Origin of the sequence: Guyparkeria sp. (assembly GCF_046540515.1) — a bacterium.
Taxonomy (GTDB): Bacteria; Pseudomonadota; Gammaproteobacteria; order Halothiobacillales; family Halothiobacillaceae; genus Guyparkeria.
In genome coordinates this window covers 13,571-30,220 of record NZ_JBKHFB010000023.1, presented here as the reverse complement: position 1 = coordinate 30,220, position 16,650 = coordinate 13,571, and the positions used below count along the sequence as shown (strand labels likewise).

Annotated in this window: 13 protein-coding genes; 10 read left to right on the top strand and 3 right to left on the bottom strand. The window is 67.4% G+C overall.

Annotated elements, in window-relative coordinates:
• The first annotated feature begins 204 nt into the window (after positions 1 to 204).
• From fabA to ACLFRM_RS04710, 3 genes are read left to right on the top strand one after another with little or no spacing between them, the layout of a single operon-like run.
• Complete coding sequence (gene fabA / locus ACLFRM_RS04720) at positions 205 to 723, top strand: 3-hydroxyacyl-[acyl-carrier-protein] dehydratase FabA (protein ID WP_410754567.1); 519 nt, start codon at positions 205 to 207, stop codon at positions 721 to 723.
• A 7-nt stretch (positions 724 to 730) separates the two neighbouring features.
• Entirely contained in the window at positions 731 to 1,948 is a 1,218-nt protein-coding gene (gene fabB / locus ACLFRM_RS04715; protein WP_410754566.1) for a beta-ketoacyl-ACP synthase I, read from the top strand.
• A gap of 43 nt (positions 1,949 to 1,991) precedes the next feature.
• Positions 1,992 to 3,125 (top strand): diguanylate cyclase, encoded by a 1,134-nt coding sequence (locus ACLFRM_RS04710; RefSeq protein WP_410754565.1) that lies wholly within the window; start codon positions 1,992 to 1,994, stop codon positions 3,123 to 3,125.
• A gap of 46 nt (positions 3,126 to 3,171) precedes the next feature.
• Here ACLFRM_RS04710 and ACLFRM_RS04705 read toward each other — a convergent pair whose 3' ends face one another.
• Positions 3,172 to 4,839 (bottom strand): ABC transporter ATP-binding protein, encoded by a 1,668-nt coding sequence (locus ACLFRM_RS04705; RefSeq protein WP_410754564.1) that lies wholly within the window; start codon positions 4,837 to 4,839, stop codon positions 3,172 to 3,174.
• A 108-nt stretch (positions 4,840 to 4,947) separates the two neighbouring features.
• Here ACLFRM_RS04705 and ACLFRM_RS04700 point away from each other — a divergent pair, with 108 nt between their 5' ends.
• From ACLFRM_RS04700 to ACLFRM_RS04675, 6 genes are all read left to right on the top strand, one after another.
• Positions 4,948 to 5,103, top strand: a complete 156-nt coding sequence (locus ACLFRM_RS04700; protein WP_410754563.1) for a hypothetical protein — start codon at positions 4,948 to 4,950, stop codon at positions 5,101 to 5,103.
• A gap of 90 nt (positions 5,104 to 5,193) precedes the next feature.
• Positions 5,194 to 5,943: an alpha/beta hydrolase gene (locus ACLFRM_RS04695; RefSeq protein ID WP_410754562.1), complete on the top strand. Its 750-nt coding sequence runs from the start codon at positions 5,194 to 5,196 to the stop codon at positions 5,941 to 5,943.
• Positions 5,944 to 5,976: 33 nt separating this feature from the next.
• Positions 5,977 to 8,220, top strand: a complete 2,244-nt coding sequence (rlmKL, locus tag ACLFRM_RS04690; RefSeq protein WP_410754561.1) for a bifunctional 23S rRNA (guanine(2069)-N(7))-methyltransferase RlmK/23S rRNA (guanine(2445)-N(2))-methyltransferase RlmL — start codon at positions 5,977 to 5,979, stop codon at positions 8,218 to 8,220.
• A 109-nt stretch (positions 8,221 to 8,329) separates the two neighbouring features.
• Entirely contained in the window at positions 8,330 to 8,914 is a 585-nt protein-coding gene (locus tag ACLFRM_RS04685) for a C40 family peptidase (RefSeq protein ID WP_410754560.1), read from the top strand.
• Between the two features lie 132 nt (positions 8,915 to 9,046).
• The gene (locus tag ACLFRM_RS04680) at positions 9,047 to 10,006 is read left to right on the top strand and encodes an ABC transporter substrate-binding protein (RefSeq protein WP_410754559.1); all 960 of its coding nucleotides are present in this window, start codon (positions 9,047 to 9,049) and stop codon (positions 10,004 to 10,006) included.
• Positions 10,003 to 12,876 (top strand): EAL domain-containing protein, encoded by a 2,874-nt coding sequence (locus ACLFRM_RS04675; protein WP_410754558.1) that lies wholly within the window; start codon positions 10,003 to 10,005, stop codon positions 12,874 to 12,876. The genes ACLFRM_RS04680 and ACLFRM_RS04675 overlap by 4 nt, the downstream gene beginning before the upstream one ends.
• Positions 12,877 to 12,968: 92 nt before the next feature.
• Here the strand turns inward: ACLFRM_RS04675 and xseA are convergent, their stop codons facing one another.
• Positions 12,969 to 14,471, bottom strand: a complete 1,503-nt coding sequence (gene xseA / locus ACLFRM_RS04670; RefSeq protein WP_410754557.1) for an exodeoxyribonuclease VII large subunit — start codon at positions 14,469 to 14,471, stop codon at positions 12,969 to 12,971.
• 164 nt (positions 14,472 to 14,635) lie between these two features.
• Positions 14,636 to 14,956 carry a hypothetical protein gene (locus ACLFRM_RS04665; RefSeq protein WP_410754556.1) on the bottom strand — a complete coding sequence of 107 codons (321 nt, stop codon included), beginning with the start codon at positions 14,954 to 14,956 and terminating at the stop codon, positions 14,636 to 14,638.
• Positions 14,957 to 15,164: 208 nt separating this feature from the next.
• Here ACLFRM_RS04665 and guaB point away from each other — a divergent pair, with 208 nt between their 5' ends.
• Positions 15,165 to 16,619, top strand: coding sequence for an IMP dehydrogenase (guaB, locus tag ACLFRM_RS04660; RefSeq protein WP_410754555.1), 1,455 nt, complete (start codon positions 15,165 to 15,167; stop codon positions 16,617 to 16,619).
• Positions 16,620 to 16,650: the final 31 nt, after the last annotated feature.

Genomic DNA, 16,650 nt, shown 5'->3' with positions numbered 1-16,650 from the left:
AGTGCCGGGATCAAGCATCACCGCGGGCAATCTTCTCCGCAGACGTTCGAGAACGCCTTTCAACCGATCGCCTCTACCGGTTACCGTTGAGTGCAGCGCCGCGGTCCATGCCAGCGTCTCCCCGACTGATTCTCCCCGCAAGTACCGCAGGCTGCGTGGCGAGCCGGATTGCGGTACCATCCGGTTTTTTGCGCCAGGAATACCATGTCCCAATCGACCTTCGAATACGACGACCTGATTCGCTGCGCCAAGGGCGAGATGTTCGGCCCCGGCAACGCGCAACTGCCGCTGCCGCCGATGCTGATGTTCGACCGCATCAACCGGATCACCGACGAGGGCGGCGAGTTCGGCAAGGGCGAGATTGAGGCCGAACTGACGGTCCACCCGGACCTCTGGTTCTTCGCCTGCCATTTCGAGGGCGACCCGGTCATGCCCGGCTGCTTGGGCCTGGATGCCATGTGGCAGCTGGTGGGCTTCTTCCTCGGCTGGAGCGGCGGCAAGGGCCACGGCCGCGCGCTGGGCGTGGGTGATGTAAAATTCTCGGGACAGGTCTTGCCGAGAAACAAGAAGGTTGAATACCGTGTGCAGATGAAGCGCGTGATCATGCGCAAGCTCACGATGGGCATTGCCGATGCGCAAATGCTCTGCGACGGCGTCGTCATCTACGAGGCCAAGGATCTACGGGTAGGACTGTTCACCAGCACAGAAGCACTTTCGGAGTAACCACTCAATGCGCCGAGTCGTCATCACCGGCATGGGCATCGTGTCCAGCCTGGGCAACAACTGCAAAGAGGTGCTCGCCTCGTTGAAGGAAGGTCGTTCGGGTATCGAACGCAACCCCGAACAGGTCGAGCACGGTTTCCGCTCCCACGTCGCCGGAACGCTCAAGATCGATCCGGCCGAACACATCGACCGGAAGCTGCTGCGCTTCATGGGTTCGGCGGCCGCCTACAACTACCTGGCGATGAAAGAGGCGATCGAGCAGGCAGGCCTGACCGAAGAGCAGGTCTCCAACCCGCGCGCCGGCCTGATCACCGGCTCGGGCGGCTCCTCCTGCGAGAACATCGTCGCCACAGCCGACATCGCCCGCGAGAAGGGCGTCAAGCGGGTGGGCCCCTACATGGTCACCCGCACCATGGGATCGACCACCTCGGCCTGCCTGGCCACGCCGTTCAAGATCAAGGGCATCAACTACTCGATCAGCTCGGCCTGCTCCACCTCGGCGCACTGCATCGGTGCCGGCGTCGAGCAGATCCAGTTCGGCAAGCAGGACGTGATCTTCGCCGGCGGCGGCGAGGAGCTGCACTGGTCCCTGACCGCCATGTTCGACGCCATGGGTGCCCTGTCCTCGAACTTCAACGACACGCCGGACAAGGCCTCGCGCCCCTACGACGTCGACCGCGACGGGTTCATCATCGCCGGCGGTGGCGGCACGGTGGTGCTCGAATCGCTCGAGCATGCCCAGGCGCGCGGCGCGACCATCCTCGCCGAGGTCACCGGCTACGGCGCGACCTCCGACGGCTACGACATGGTCCAGCCCTCCGGCGAAGGCGCGGTGCGCTGCATGCAGCAGGCGCTCGCGACGGTCGAGGCGCCGATCGACTACGTCAACGCCCACGGCACCTCCACCAAGGTCGGCGACCTGCGCGAACTGCAGGCGATGACCGAGGTGTTCGGCGAGCACCAGCCGATCGTCACCTCGACCAAATCGCTCTCCGGCCACGCCCTGGGCGCGGCGGGTGTGCACGAGGCGATCTACTCGCTGCTGATGATGCAGAACGACTTCATCGCCGCCTCGGCCAATGTCGAGAATCTCGAACCGGAGGCTGAGAACGCCAATATCGCCACCGAGAAGCTCGAGGGCAAGCGGATCGACACGGTCCTCTCCAACAGCTTCGGCTTTGGCGGCACCAACGCCTCGCTCGTGATGCAACGCTTCGAGGGCTGATCGGGAGCCGACCCGCCGGCAGCCCCGGCACGCACGGAGGCCCATGCAGCCAGCCATCCCGGCAAACGAAGACGAACGCCTCGAGGCCCTGCGGGGCTTCGACATACTCGATACCCCCGCCGAGGAGTCGTTCGACGATCTCACACGGATCGCCCGTTTCATTGCGGGCACGCCGCTGGCGCTGATCGGCCTGGTCGACGCAGACCGCGAATGGTTCAAGTCCGTCGATGGCGCAACGCTTGCGGAGGTCAGTCGTGAGCACACCTTCTGTGCCCACGCCATCCTCTCCCCCGATCGCCCCACCTACGTCCCCGACGCCCGCGAGGATGCCCGCTTCGCCGACAATCCCAACGTCGCCGACGCCGACCCGCCCACCATCTTCTACTACGGCGCCCCCCTGGTGAACGCGGACGGTCTGCCGCTCGGCACGCTGTGCGTGGTCGACCATCGCCCCCGCACGCTCGATCCCGACCAGCGCGGTGTCCTCGACGCACTCGCCCGCCAGGCCATGCGCCTGATCGAGCTCAACCAGCGCGAGCGGCAACTGCGGCGGGAGAAAGAGGAGCGCGAGGTGATCCTCGCCCAACTCGAGCACCGCAACCAGGAGCTCGAGGCGCTGACGGGCGAGCTGCGCGTACGGGCGGATACCGACAAGCTCTCGCGCCTCGGGAACCGCTCGGCCTTCGATACCCGGCTCGACGAGGACCTGATATTGACCCGGGATCACGACAGCCCGCTGTCGCTGGTGCTGCTGGATCTCGATCGGTTCAAGCCCTGCAACGACCGGTTCGGCCACCAGGTGGGCGATCGGATAATCCGCACCTTCGCCGACATCCTGCGCTCGGTGTCACGGCCCACCGACTTCATCGCCCGCTACGGCGGCGACGAGTTCGCCATCATCCTGCCGCTGGCCGATCGGCGCGCAGCCATTGACGTGGCCCGGCGCGTGCTCGCGGCGGTCGAGCGAGCCGACTTCTCTCCCTGCGATACCCGAGCCAGCCTGGGCGTCGCGAGCCTCGAGCCGCCACGGAGCGAGGACAGCAGCGAGGAGCTGCTTCGCCGAGCCGACGAGGCCCTGTACGCGGCCAAGGCCGCCGGGCGGGGCCGAATCGGAGTCAGCGATCAGGACACGGGAACGATGCGGTTGGTCGAGACCTCCGCGGATACGCCCGGCTGATCCCGTCCGGCAGCCCGTTACTCACGGTGGTCGGTTCAGCAGGCGATCAGGCCATCAGGGCGCTGTCGATCAATTGGCGGGTGTAGTCGTGCTGGGGGGCATCGAGCAGGCCCTCGGTCGGACCCGACTCGATCACCTCACCATCGAGCATCACCACCACCCGATGCGCCAGGGCACGCACCACGGCGAGATCGTGGGTGATCAGCAGGTAGGTCAGATCGTGTTCGGCCTGCAGGTCGCTGAGCAACCGCAGCACCTGCAACTGCACTGCCGCATCCAGGGCGCTGGTGGGCTCGTCGAGGATCAGCACCTTGGGCTTGAGGATCAGGGCGCGGGCAATGGCAATGCGCTGACGCTGCCCGCCGGAGAACTCGTGGGGGTAACGCGACATCACCGCCGGGTCGAGCCCGACTTCCGCCAGCACCCGTTCGATGCGATGACGCCGTTCCGCCCGGGTGAGGTCCGCCTCGTGTACGTCCAGCCCCTCGCCGACGATCTGGGCGATGTTCATGCGCGGCGACAGCGCGCCGTACGGGTCCTGGAACACCACCTGCAAGTCACGACGGAACGGGCGGAACTGCCGCTCGCGCAACCCGTCCACCCGCCGCCCGGCCAGCCACACGGCACCGTCGGCACCGTCCACCAGTTTCAGCAACGACAACGCCAGGGTGGTCTTGCCCGAACCCGATTCACCCACCACCCCAAGGGTCTGGCCGGCGTGCAGGGCGAGATCGATGCCCTTGAGGATCTGGCTGCGTGTGTCGGGACCGAACCAGCGTCGCTTGCCGACGATCACACCCAGGCCCTTGCAGCGCAGCCGCTCCTCGGCATCGGGTTTGAGCGGTCCGATCATCGGCGCGACCTGGCGGGCCTCGAGCAGCGTCCGTGTGTAGCTGTCCTTGGGGCGGGCGAAGATCGTGTCGGTCGGCCCCGTCTCGACGATCGCCCCGTCGCGCATCACCATCACGCGATCGGCGTATCGGCGCACCACCGGCAGGTCGTGGGTAATCAGCAGCAGGCTCATGCCCAGGCGCTGCTGCAGTTCCACCAGCAGCTCCATGATCGTCTTGCGCAGCCCGGCATCGAGGGCGGTGGTCGGCTCGTCGGCGATCACGAGGCTCGGATTGCAGGCGATCGCCATGGCGATCATGGCGCGCTGGCGCTGCCCGCCGGAGAGCTGGTGCGGCATGGCCCGCATGACCCTGTCGGGCTGCGGCAGGCGCACCTGCTCGAGCAACTCGTGCACCCGTCGGCGCAGTGCATCGCCGCGCAGGCCCAGGTGGCGCACCAGCACCTCGGCGATCTGCGCGCCGATGGTCTTGAGCGGGTTGAGCGCCGTCATCGGCTCCTGGAAGATCATGCCGACCCGGCCGCCGCGCAACCGCCTGACCTGCGGCATGCTCATCGTGAGGACGTCCTCGTCCTCGAAGCGGATCTCCCCCCGGGTGACGGCGTCGGCGGCCTCGAACAGCCGCAGGATCGAGAGGGCCGTGACCGTCTTTCCCGAGCCGGACTCGCCCACCAGGGCAAGACGCTCGCCGCGGTCGAGGTGCAGCGACACCCCGCGCACGATCGGCGTCCCTCCCACCCGGACATCGAGCTTGCGTATGTCCAGCAGCGCCGACTCGTTGGTTCGGCGCGAGACGGCCGGGCCGGCGTGGCGGTCCGGATCGTCGGTTTCTGACGGCGGGTTGGCTATTGGTGCTGCCGGCATGGACTCTCCATCGTTGAGCTTGCGGGATCGCGCCACCGCCTCCGGTCGGGTGACGCGTTCGGGAAGGTCTGCACGAATCCATGGCCACCCTGGCCTGGCGAATCGCCCGTGACCAAGTCGCGCTTAAGCGGTATGGCATTCGTGCAGGGTTTCATAACGATAATCCATCTCGGCTCGCTGCGGCGAGTCATCGACGGGCATCTCGCCTCCCTCGCCCGCCCGGACGTCGAGATGGTCGCCGAGCGGATCAATGCACCATCCTGAAGGGCCTTCTGCGCCGTAACGCCTCCGTGGTCTATTTTCGTGGCCCGGAAACACGAATACATGCCCCCGCCGGGGGCAGGGAGCAAACCCATGGCACCCGGATTTCCCTTGAACGACATGGGGCGCATTGGCTGCCCACGGACCCTGGCGTTGGCCGGGCTGCTGGCCCTCGCCCCGATGGCGGCAATCGGCGCAGACTCGTCCAGTGAAGAGGCCGAATGGGAAGCTGCCCGAGAGGCGGCCGAAGAGCGGGCGCGCCAGGAGGAACGGGCCCGGCAGGTCAACGAGGGCGAACTCGCCTTCCTCACCGACACACCCGATCGGCAGGCCGCCCGCATGGAGAAAACCATCGAGCTCGATCGGCAGAGCCTCGAGGACGGCTGGGCCCGCATGGAGCAATGCCACCACAACCTCGACCCGGCCCCGGCGGTGCAGGTCGTCTACAACGACGAGCGCACACGGGACATCCGCATCACCGCGAGCGAGGATCTCGAGCAGGCCGAGGTCGACGGTGCCAGCGTACAGATGCGCGGGATCGAACGTGGCGCGAGCCTGTGCGTGTCGGCACAGGTGCTCGCCATCCAGCCGCACCCGGACGGGGCCGGCTACGTGGTCGACAACGGGCCGTTCATGCGGCGATTCCTCGACGGCTACTACCCGATGCAGGTACAGCTCGAGGTGCGCTGGCCGGCGGGGCTGCTCGCCTTCGAGGAAAGCACGCCGCCGGCCCAGCCGGGGCTCGAGATCGAGGCAACGGACACGGGCGTGAGCCTTGATGCCCATTTCGAGGGACGCCTGGAATCGCGACTGCACCTCGTGCGAGGAAAAGGATCGGAATGACCGTTCCAATCCGTTAGACTTGCACGTTTTGCCATGACAGATCCCGTCGCGCCTTCCTCTTCCGCCACGCCGCCTAGCGCCCCGAACTGGGCGGTGGAGGTGATCGCCCCGCCCGGCCTGGAAACTGCGCTGGCCGAGGAACTGCGCCACCTCACCGGCGAGGCGCTCAGCGATCGTCCGTTCGGGGCGAGCGGCGAACTGCCGGTCGAGGCCGTCTACCGTATCCTCGCCGACAGCCTGATCGCCGGGCGCGTCTACCTTCCCGTCGCGCGCGGTCGAGCCACCCAGAGCGACGAACTCTACGAGCTGGCCGACTCGGTCGACTGGTCGGCCCACCTCGGCGCCGGCGACAGCCTCTCGGTCTCCGCGACCGGGGGCAACGAGGCACTCCGGCACACCGGCTTCATCGCCACGCGCGTGAAGGATGCGATCGTCGACCAGTTTCGCGCCGCCACCGGCCAGCGACCGGACGTCGACAGCGAGGCGCCAGGGCTGCGACTGCATTGTCACGTCACCGGCAACGGCGAGGCCAGCCTCGCCATCGAGCTCTCCAACGGCTCCCTGCACCGGCGCGGCTACCGGGCCGATGGCGGCGAGGCCCCATTGCGCGAGAACCTGGCCGCCGGCCTGCTCTGGCGCGCACGCTGGCCGCAGTTGGCCAGCCTCGGCGGCGGTCTGTTCGATCCGATGTGCGGGTCGGGCACCTTCCTGACCGAGGCGGCACTCGCCCTGTGGGGGCTGCCCGACGCCCTGCGCCGTCAGCGACCGGGCTCGCCCGCCTGGCGCGGACACCAGTCCGAGGTCCGCGCCTCGATCCTCGCTGACGCGCCCCGCACCTGGCTCGAGACCCCGCCCGCCCGGGGCGCGCTGGCCATCGTCGGCCAGGACCGCGACCCCCTGCAACTGGCCGCCGCCCACGCCAACATCGAGGCCGCCGGGCTCGGCGAGGCGATCGAACTGGTCCATGCCGACAGCTTCCGCGCCCCGATCCCGGCGTCACTGCACGACCTCGATACCGGACTGCTGATCAGCAATGTGCCGTTCGGCCAGCGGATCGACGACACGCACGACGAAGCCGAATGGACGGCCCTGTGCTCGCGCTGGGTCAACTCCCTGCCCGGCTGGTACTGGGGCATCCTGCGCGCCGCCGAGAGCGAGGCCACCTGGCCGCTGCGTTTCGACAAGCGGCTGATGGTGCTCCACGGTGGCGTCGAGGTGGAGTTCCTGCGCGGGCAGTTCTCGGACAAGAGCTTGCGCGCCCCGTCGGGCCCGCACGCGCTGGCCGGGCGGCTGATCGAGCAGGGGCGGCGCGGCGAATACGACGCCGGCGACTTTGCCAATCGCCTGCGCAAGAACTGGAAGCAGCGAAAGCCACTGGTCAAGCAGGGCGAGAATGCCCTGCGCGTCTACGACGCCGACCTGCCCGACTTCAAGCTCGCCGTGGACTGGTATCGCACCGAGGATGGCGAGATCTGGCTCGATATCCAGGAATACCAGGCGCCCAAGCAGATCGACCCGCAGAAGGCCCGCACACGACTGGCCGCCGCCGTGGCGGTCGCGGTCGAGGTGCTGTCCGTCGACCCGGACTGTGTGGTCGTGCGGCAGCGGGCGCGCCAGTCCGGTCGCCAGCAATACGGTCGGCTTGGCGGCGAGCACATCGAACGGGTCCTGCGCGAGCGCGACACCCGCCTGTCGATCAACCTGACCGATTACCTCGACGTGGGGCTGTTCATCGACCACCGGCTGGTACGCGACCGCGTCGCGGAACTCTCGCGCGGCAAGCGACTGCTCAACCTGTTCTGCTACACCGGCAGCGCCTCGGTACGGGCCGCCGTCGCCGGGGCGGCCGCCACCACCTCCGTGGACCTTTCCAACACCTACCTCGACTGGGCCGAACGCAACTTCGCGCTCAACGGCATCGAGGTCGACGGCGACCATCGGTTGCTGCGTGCCGACGTGCTGCGCTGGCTGTCGCACCCGCCACGGGACGGCGAACGCTTCGACGTGATCTTTCTCGATCCGCCCTCGTTCTCCAACTCCAAGGCCATGGACGACACACTCGACGTTCAGCGGGACCACCCCGGTCTGATCCATGCCTGCCTGCCCTACCTCGCCCCGAATGGGGTGCTTGTCTTTTCAAACAACCGCAAAGGGTTTACATTGCACCCTTCCATCGAAAGCCGGTTCCAAATCGATGATATTTCGAAAAAAACCCTGCCCAGAGATTTCGCACGCACTCCCGAGCGACGTTTTGTCTGCGAAATCCGGCGCCGTTGAGGTGCCCCTGACAGGTCCGCTGGGTCCCTTGCCGACGAGCTCCCGTCACGCTCGCTGCCGTCCGTCAGGCCCCGCCCGCTGGGTGATCGGGGCAAGCCTTGCAGCCGCCGTGTCCCTTGGCGCCGGCTGTGCCAGCCAATCCGCTCTCGGCCCGTCGGATAACGACGACCGGGCCACCAAGACCGAGGAAGCGGCCACGTTCGTCGACCAGGCACGACGGGGCAACGAACTGCCCTATGACCCGCTCGAGACCATCGACACGCTCTCGGGGATGCACCCGCGCGCGATCGAGGCCGTCATCCAGGCCGTCGCGCAGCTCGGCACGCCCTACCGCTGGGGCGGTGAGTCGGCGGAACACGGCTTCGATTGCAGCGGGCTGACCCAGCATGCCTTCCGGGCCGCCAGCATCGACCTGCCACGCACCTCCGCCCAGCAGTACCAGGCAACCGAGCGGGTCGAGCGCGACGCCCTGCGTCCCGGCGACCTGGTCTTCTTCAAGCTCGACGGCAAGCGCATCGACCACGTCGGCATCTACGTGGGCGGGGAGCGCTTCATCCACGCTCCGTCCAGCGGCAAGACCGTCTCCTTCGCCAAGCTGAACAACGCCTTCTGGTCACGCAAGTACATTGGTGCAGGGCGCGCCGCCGAGGCCAATGAACTACAGTTGGCTGGACACCGACCGGAAAACCACTGAGTCGACCCATGGCCCGACGAGGCCATTTACAGGAACCGGTGATTCGAGCCGGACACCACACGTGTAACGGGCAAGCGCCGACGAGGCCGGAATCGGAAGGACTAACGACGCCCGACAGGGAGGGCTTCTGCCATGGAACGAAGGCAGTTTCTCGTCGCCGGCGCACTCGGCCCGCTTGCGGCCCTGTCGGGCTGTGAGCGCCGTGAGCCCCTGTTGCGTGTCTCCGGCATCACCTGGGTCGGCTACGAGCCCCTGTTCCTCGCCCGCTCCCTCGACCTGCTGCCCGCCGATCGCATCCGCCTGATCGAATCCCCGTCGAACACAAACAGCCTGATGCAGCTGGCCTCGGGCGAGGTCGAGGCGGCCACGCTGACCCTGGACGAATTCATTCTCGCCCGTGCCGGCGGCATCCCCGTACACGTCGCGCTGGTGTTCGACACCTCCCAGGGAGCCGACGTGGTCATGGCCCGCCCGGGCATCGAACGACTCGAGGACCTCGCCGGCAAACGAATCGGGGTGGAGGAAACGGCCGCCGGGGCCCTGATGCTGCGAAAGACGCTCGATGCCGCCGGCCTGAAGACCGATGATGTCACCCGCGTGGCGGTGATCGGTGGTGGTCATGTCGACGTCTACCGGGGGAACAAGGTCGACGCGGTCGTCAGCTACGAACCCTTCGCCTCGCGGCTCGAATCCCACGGTGCCCGGCGACTCCATGACAGCAGCGCCTTCCCCGGCCTGATCGTCGACGTACTCGCCGTCAGCGACCGCGCGATCCGCCGTCAGCCCATGGCTCTCACCGAACTCCTGGCCGCCTACTTCGAGGCCCTGGGCGTGGTCCGATCGAGCCCCGGCCGGGCCCACCGGCTGATGGCACCGCGACTTGGACTGTCGGTGGAAGAGACCGCACGGGCCTATGACGGCATCGCCCTGCTCGGCGTCTCCGAAAACCGGACGTGGCTCGAGCCGCCGTCGACTCCGCTGACCAAGGCGGCCCGCACGGTGGCCGACATCATGCAGGCCAATACCCTGATCGAGCATGTCCCCGAACTCTCGGACATTGCCACCGCGCGCTTCCTGCCGGAGGGACCATGAAGTTGCCGCGCCTGTCGTTGCGCCTGATGGTCCCGCTGGGGCTCGCTGTCCTGTTCCTGATGATCACCGGGGTCTCGCTGATCAACGGCATACACAATCGCGCCGAGATCTTCGTCGCCGATTCCAGCCAGCGACTGCTCGGTTACACCACCGAGATCGCCCGCACCATCGAGCAAGGGGGACTGGACAACCCCGGCCTGCTCAACGCCCGGGTGAGCAGCATCCTGAGCGACCCGCGCGTCGACATGCTGATCGCTGTCGGCCCGGACCGCGAGGTGCTGGTCGCTCCCCGCCAGACCTGGCTGGGCCAGCCAGTCGATGATCTCTTCACCGACCTTGCCCCGGATTCCTTCCTCGAACGCCAGAACGAACGCCTGCCCCACCTCGAGGAAATCGAGGACGGAGGGATCATGCGGGCACTGCAGTCCTTCGAGCTCCCGGGTCTCGCGGAACGGCCACGGACGGAAAGCCGGGGCGTGGTCTGCGTGCGAATGGATCTGACCGACTCGCTTGCCCGCATTCGCAACGAAGCGATCCTCGCCCGTCTACCCGAGGCGGGGGTGATGCTGCTGATCATCCTGCTCACCGCCTGGATGCTCGACAGCCAGATCACGCGGCCACTGGGGCACCTGCGTGACGCGGCCATGCGGCTGCGTCACGGCGACCACGGGGTACGACTGCCCGAGCGCGGCTACAGCGAGATCGCCGAGGTCGCCCAGGGCTTCAACGCGATGGCCCGCGCCGTTGCCGAGGCAAGCAAGAAGCTTCTGGAAAGCGAACGACGTCTGGCCGTCACCCTCGATTCGATCGGCGACGGACTGATCGCCACCGACCTCGAGGGTCACGTAACCCTGATGAACCCGGTCGCCGAGCGCCTGACGGGCTGGTCGCGCGAGGAGGCGATCGGCCAACCCATCGAATCCGTGTTCGTCATCTGCCACGCCGACGGCGACCGCCCGGTCGCCGTCCCGATCCGTCACGTACTCGACGAGGGCACCCTGGTCAGACTGGCCAACCATACCGTGCTCACCGATCGGCACGGGAACCGCCACCACATCGCCGACAGTGCCGCACCAATCCGGCACAAGGATGGCTCGCTCGAGGGCGTGGTACTGGTCTTTCGTGACGTGAGCCGGGAATACCAGTTGCGCGAGGCGCTGGCCGAGAGCGAGCAGCATTTCCGCACGCTGGCCGACAACGGTCAGGCCCTGATCTGGACGGCGGATGTCGACGGGCAACGCGACTACGTCAACCGCCCCTGGCTCACCTTCACCGGCCTGACCCGGGACGAGGCACTCGGCGAGTCCTGGCAACACGCCATCCATCCCGACGACCTGCCCGATCTGAAACAGGAGCTCGCCTCCGCCTACGAGCGACGGGTGTCGTTCACGCGGGAATATCGACTACGGCATCACAGCGGCGAGTACCGCTGGTTACTCGCCAAGGGCACGCCCCGCTTCAACAGCCGTGGCGAGTTCATCGGCTTCATGGGGCAATGTGTCGACATCACCTCCGACAAGGAAACCGCCGCGCGGCTGGAACGACTGGCCTACCACGACGGCCTCACCGACCTGCCCAACCGCGCCCTGCTGCTCGACCGGGTCGATCAGGCCATCCGGCAGCGCAAGCGCCATGGTGGCGTCGGTGCCCTGCTCTACGTCGATCTGGACGAGTTCAAGCAGGTCAATGACCTATACGGGCATACCGGAGGCGATCAGGTACTCATCGAGGTCGCCCACCGGTTGACCGGGCTGGTGCGAGACACCGACACCATCGCCCGCATGGGCGGGGACGAGTTCCTGGTGCTGGTGCCCGAACTGGCCGACGACGTCGACAACGCGAGGCGTTCGGCCCTGGCGCTGGCCGACAAGCTGCGCTGGGCCATCGAACAGCCGCTCGAGTTCGACGCGTTCCGCCACCTGGCGACGGCGAGCGTCGGCCTGACACTGTTTGCCGGCAAGGTCGACAACGCCGAGGATCTGGTGCGCGAGGCGGATATCGCGATGTACCAGGCCAAGCGGGCCGGACGCAACAACCTGGTCAACTTCGAGTCGGGCATGGTCGAGTCGGTGACCCGGCGCTATCGGCTCGAACAGGAACTCAAGCTCGCCCTGGAACGAGGCCAGTTCGAACTCCACCTGCAATCCCAGGTCGATCGCGACGAGCGGGTGGTGGGCGCCGAGGTACTGCTGCGCTGGCGCCACCCGGTGCGGGGCCTGGTCTCGCCCGGCGAGTTCATCCCGGTGGCCGAGGAGTCCGGCCAGATCATCGCCATCGGCGAGTGGGTGCTGACCGAGGCCTGCCACCTGTTACATGGCCTGGAGCACTCCACGCCGACGGGGCATCCGGTGCCGAACATCTCCGTCAACGTCAGCCCACGCCAGTTCCGCACGCCCGACTTCGTCGAGCGCGTCCGGCAGACCATCGAGCAGACCGGCATCGAGCCGTCCCACCTGATGATCGAGATCACCGAGAACATGCTGGTCAGCCATGCCTCGGACGCCATCGCCCGCATGCGCGCGCTCGCCGCCCTGGGACTGGCGTTCTCCATCGACGACTTCGGTACCGGCTACTCGTCGTTCGCCTATCTCAAGCGCCTGCCGCTGAGCGAGATCAAGCTCGACAAGAGCTTCGTCGACGACGTCCCGGGTAGCCCCGGGGACACGGCGATGGTCGAGGCGATACTCGCGATGGCCGCTCGTCTCGGCATCGACGTGGTCGCCGAGGGCGTGGAAACCTGCGAACAGTTCGATTACCTCAAGGCAAACGACTGTACGCGCTTCCAGGGCTTCTGCTTTGCCCGCCCGATCCCGGCACGCAAGTGGATCAACGAACGGCTCGAGGCCATGGAAGACCCGCCGCGCGACTGATCCGCCCCATCGCTCATCCGGCCCGGCTCGCCCCCAAGCACCCCACCGTTCGGCGGTAAAAGACAAGATCCCGTCCCTGCTCGGAGACGCATCTATTCGATCGATGCCTGGGTCCAGTCCACCGGCACGTCGCCGTCGACGAAACGCAGGGTCAGGGCCAGCCGTCCCTCGGCCCGCCCCAGGCGCTCGACCTCCTCGGCCCGCTTGACCAGCACCCCCGGCGCCCCCTCGCGCCTCTCGACCAGGGCGTAGCCCCGCTTCTGTACCTGGCGCGGCCCGAGCGCCTCGAGCTGCCGGCACAGCGCGGCCAGGCGGGCCCGCTCCTCACGCAGACGGCGATCGAGGCTCTTCGGGTCGAGTCGCGCGGCATCCAGCCGGGCCCGCCAATGCGGCATCTGCCGCTCCCGAGTGATCAGCAGCCGCCGCGAGAGCGCGTCCATCCGCTCGGACTCCGCCCGATGCTTCGCGTTCATCGCACGATGAAGCCGGGCGGTCGGTTCGGCCACTTGCGCGCGGAGGGCCTCGAGCCGTCGCCGGGGATGGCCGCCCTCGAGCCGCCGACGCAGGCCGTGCATACCGTCGCGACCCAGGGCGATGCGTCGCTCGATCCCGTGGCGCAGCGGCGAGCTCAGCCCGGCGAGTCTCAACCGACCGAGTCGCAGGCGCTCGGCCGGCCCGGCACGCTGCAGACGACGAGCCAGGCCGTCGAGATGCTGGGATCCGGCCTGCAGGCGGGACTCCCAGCCTCGCCGCGCCCGGTCGGCCTGTCGGACGACCTGCTGGCGCATGTCACTCGCCGTGATCGGAGTGGCAAGTTCCGCCGCCCCGGTCGGGGTGGCCGCCCGGCGATCGGCCACCAGGTCACAGAGCGTGATGTCCGTCTCGTGCCCCACGCCGCTGATCACCGGCACCGGGCAGTCGTACAGGGCACGCACCAGCGCCTCGTCGTTGAAGGACCAGAGGTCCGATAAAGAGCCACCGCCGCGCACGATGAGCGCCACGTCGAAATCGTCCACCGTGAGCTGCGAGACGGCCTGGCGCAGCTCGCCGGCCGACTCCGCCCCTTGTACCCGGACCGGAAACAGCGTCACCCGTGCCAGCGGCAGCCGCCGAGCGAGGGTGACCCGCACGTCATGGATTGCCGCTCCCGTGTCCGAGGAGATCACCGCGATGTGCCCCGGCAGCCGGGGCGTGGGACGCTTGTGCTCGGGGGCGAACAGCCCCTCGGCCAGCAGGCGCTGCTTGAGTCGCTCGAATTCGGCCGCCAGCCGACCCTCGCCGGCCGGCGCGATCGACTGCACGATCAGCTGGTAGGCGCCGCGCTCGGTATAGATGCCCAGGCGACCGGTCACCACCACCTCCTCGCCCTCGCGCAAGGGATGGGCATTACGTTGCGCGTTACCGCGAAAGAACGCGCAACGCAGCTGGGACCGCTCGTCCTTCAGAGCGAAGTAGTGATGGCCGGAGGCCGCGCGCTTGTGTTCGCTGATCTCGCCGACCACCTCGACCACGCCGAACACCTGGCCGAGCAGATCGCCGGCCTGCTTGTTGATCTGGGTTACCGAGAGGGCGGCCGATCCGGTGAGAGAAGACATGGGCACGATCCGTGATCAAGCAGGAGATACGTAGAGGGGACAGCGGAACGGCCCCCGAAGGGAGGGCACGAAAAAGGCCGCGAACACTGTCCGCGGCCCGATAGGCTGGCTGTTTTGTCTGGCGACCGGCCAGCTCAAGCGGGCTGGCCGGGACCATCAGCCCCTTACCAGGAAGCCGGGCCGGCGTCCTTCTGCTCAGCCCACTGCTCCTCGGCCAGTGCCTGGAGTTCCTTGATGTACTCGGCCTTCTCGATGGCCTTGTCGTACTCGCCCTTCTCTGCCAGCTTGTCGGCTTCGCCGAACAGGGGCTTCTTCGGGTGCGGGCTCCAGGCGGCGTAGCCCTTCTCCTGAACGGCCTCGACCGCGGCCTGGGCTTCTTTCTTCGCCTTTTCGTAGTCGGATTCGCTGGCGGCGTTGGCCATGCCGACCGAACCGATCAGGGCAAAGCCCGCCGCTGCGGCAACAACACGTGCTGTTTTAATCATTATTTACTGCCTCCTAGGTGGTTTGCTCTTGTAGCGAGTCCGACTTTAGCGCAATAAAACTCGGAAGGCCAACAAGCCTGCTTATGCGGCCAAAACCGCATTAGGGTGACGCCTGCGCGGGGGTCAACCCACCCGGACATTTACCCATCGCGCGCGGGTCTCTATAATTGCGCCGACACTTTCTACCATCCGCAAGAGTCCCCCAACCATGCGAATCCTCGAGGAAGGTCTCACCTTCGATGATGTGCTGCTGATCCCGGCCCGCTCCTCGGTACTGCCGCGGGATGTATCGCTCGTCACGCGCCTGACACGCAATATCGACATCAACATCCCGCTGATCTCCGCGGCGATGGACACGGTAACCGAGGCGCGCCTCGCCATCGCACTCGCACAGGAAGGGGGCCTGGGGATCATCCACAAGAACATGTCGGCCGCCCAGCAGGCCGAACACGTGCGCCGGGTGAAGAAGCACGAGTCCGGCGTCATCAAGGACCCGATCACCGTCACGCCGGACACCAGCATCCGCGACGTGCTCAAGATCACCCGCGATCACTCGATCAGCGGTGTACCGGTGGTCAGCGAAGGCAAGCTCGTCGGCATCGTCACCAGCCGTGACCTGCGCTTCGAGCAGAACCTCGATCAGGCCGTCGCCAACATCATGACGGGCGAGGACCAGCTGGTGACCGTCAAGGAAGGGGCCAACCGCCGCGAGGTCGAGGCCCTGCTGCACAAGCACCGCATCGAGAAGGTGCTGGTGGTCAACGATGCCTTCGAGCTGCGCGGCATGATCACCGTCAAGGACATCCAGAAGTCCACCGACTACCCCAACGCCTGCAAGGATGCCTCCGGTCAACTGCGCGTCGGCGCGGCCGTCGGGACCGGCGGTGACACCGAGGAGCGCATCGAGGCGCTGGTCGCCGCCGGCGTCGACGTGATCGTGGTCGACACCGCCCACGGCCACAGCAAGGGCGTCATCGACCGGGTGGCCTGGGTCAAGAGCCGCTACCCACAGGTGGACGTGATCGGCGGCAACATCGCCACCGGCGAGGCCGCGCTCGAACTGGCCGAGGCCGGCGCGGACGCGGTCAAGGTGGGCATCGGCCCGGGCTCGATCTGCACCACCCGCATCGTCGCAGGCGTGGGCGTGCCGCAGATCACCGCCATCTCCAACGTCGCCGAGGCGCTCAAGGGTACGGACGTGCCGCTGATCGCCGACGGCGGGGTGCGATTCTCCGGCGACTTCGCCAAGGCCATGGCCGCAGGCGCCCACAGCGTCATGGTCGGCTCGATGCTGGCCGGCACCGAAGAGTCACCCGGCGAGGTCGAGCTGTTCCAGGGCCGCTCGTACAAGTCCTACCGCGGCATGGGCTCGCTCGGCGCGATGCAGCAGGGTTCCTCCGACCGCTACTTCCAGGGCGGCACGGCTGCCGAGAAACTCGTCCCGGAAGGCATCGAGGGCCGCGTACCCTACAAGGGCTCGCTGGTGGCGATCGTGCACCAGATGATCGGTGGGCTGCGCGCCTCGATGGGTTACGTCGGCGCGAAGGACATCGAGACCATGCGCAAGCTGCCGCAGTTCGTGCGCATCACCAACGCGGGCATGCTCGAATCGCACGTCCACAACGTGTCGATTACCAAGGAAAGCCCGAACTACCGGGTATAGATCGATCCAGCGCCCCGGCCGGGGCGCCCCG